This window comes from Nocardia sp. NPDC058497, from assembly GCF_042720195.1.
GTDB lineage: Bacteria > Actinomycetota > Actinomycetes > Mycobacteriales > Mycobacteriaceae > Nocardia.
This window is the reverse complement of sequence record NZ_JBHXMY010000881.1, coordinates 1-1,720: the sequence shown is the minus strand read 5'-3', so window position 1 is coordinate 1,720 and position 1,720 is coordinate 1. Positions and strand designations below refer to the sequence as shown.

The 1,720-nt window shown below is 64.9% G+C and carries 2 protein-coding genes; both read left to right on the top strand.

All coding sequences use genetic code 11. The features are described 5' to 3' along the window. Positions 1–24 precede the first annotated feature (24 nt). Positions 25–597, top strand: coding sequence for a dihydrofolate reductase family protein (locus tag ACFWPJ_RS32080; protein ID WP_378857172.1), 573 nt, complete (start codon positions 25–27; stop codon positions 595–597). Positions 598–734: 137 nt separating this feature from the next. Beyond that, a partial coding sequence (locus ACFWPJ_RS32075; RefSeq protein ID WP_378857170.1) for an aspartate kinase occupies positions 735–1,720 on the top strand: 986 nt, incomplete at its 3' end.

Here is a 1,720-nt window from a genome sequence, read left to right as displayed (position 1 = left end):
GGTACAACAACTTAGGCGGTACCCATGCGAAAGCTTGTCTACTACATCGGTGTCTCGCTCGACGGCTACATCGCAGGTCCCGGCGGGGAGGTCGACTTCTATCCGACGCCGCAGAACTACATGGAATGGATGACGGCCGAGTTCCCCGATGCCATTCCGACCCATCTCCGCGCGCACTTCGGCATGGACCCCGAGCTGCCCGCCAAGAACTGGGACACCGTGCTGATGGGTCGTGGCACCTACATCCTTCCGGGCGAGCACGTCGAGAGCCCGTTCTCGCACCTGAAGCAGTACGTCGTGTCGTCCTCGCTCGCGCAGGCCGATCACCCCGGCGTCGAGATCGTCTCCGGTGATCCGGCCGAGCTGGTGCGCGAACTCAAGCAGCGCGACGGCCTCGACATCTGGCTGTGTGGCGGCGGGAAGCTGGCCGGTCAGCTCATCGGCGAGATCGACGAGTTGATCGTCAAGAGCTACCCGGTCATCGCGGGCGACGGCGTACAAGCGTTCACCGGCGTCTTCCAACCGACACAGTTCACTCCGGTGCAGCGCAAGGAATTCGACAACGGCACGCAGGTCACCTGGTTCGCCCGGAGCTGATTTCCGTGGTTATCCACAGGTGACAAGCCTGTGTCGTTTTCCACAGGCTGGGGAGGTAGCGGCGAAACCGGTGGACCTGGGCCGGTAGTCTAGGTCGCTGATACCAAGCCTGATTGTCGATCGTGAAGGACCTAGCCGTGGCTCTCGTTGTTCAGAAGTACGGAGGATCCTCGGTGGCCACCGCCGAGCGGATCCGGCGCGTCGCTGAACGGATCGTGGAGACCAAGAAGCAGGGCCACGATGTCGTCGTGGTCTGCTCGGCCATGGGCGACACGACCGACGAGCTGCTCGATCTCGCGGAGCAGGTGGCCCCCGCGCCGCCTGCTCGCGAGATGGACATGCTGCTCACCTCCGGTGAGCGCATCTCGAACGCGCTGGTGGCCATGGCGATTCATTCGCTCGGCGCCGAAGCGCGCTCGTTCACCGGCTCGCAGGCCGGTGTGATCACCACCGGTGCGCACGGCAACGCCAAGATCATCGACGTCACCCCGGGCCGCCTGCAGGAGGCGCTGGCCGAGGGGCAGATCGTGCTCGTGGCCGGCTTCCAGGGCGTCAGCCAGGACAGCAAGGATGTCACCACGCTGGGTCGCGGCGGTTCCGACACCACCGCCGTCGCGCTGGCCGCCGCGCTCAAAGCCGATGTCTGCGAGATCTACACCGACGTCGACGGCATCTTCAGCGCCGACCCGCGCATCGTCGGTGACGCGCAGAAGCTCGACAACATCTCCTACGAGGAGATGCTGGAGATGGCGGCCTGCGGCTCGAAGGTGCTGATGCTGCGCTGCGTGGAGTACGCGCGCCGCTACAACGTTCCCGTTCATGTTCGGTCGTCCTACACCGACAAGATCGGCACCACTGTTTTCGGATCGATGGAGGACATTCCCGTGGAGCAGGCAATCCTGACCGGCGTCGCGCACGACCGCAGCGAGGCCAAGGTGACCGTCGTCGCCCTGCCGGACGAGCCGGGCTACGCGGCCAAGGTGTTCCGCGCGGTCGCCGACGCCGAGATCAACATCGACATGGTGCTGCAGAACATCTCCAAGGTCGACACGGGCAAGACCGACATCACCTTCACCCTGCCCAAGACCGACGGCGCCCGCGCGGTCGAGATGCTGACCAAGCG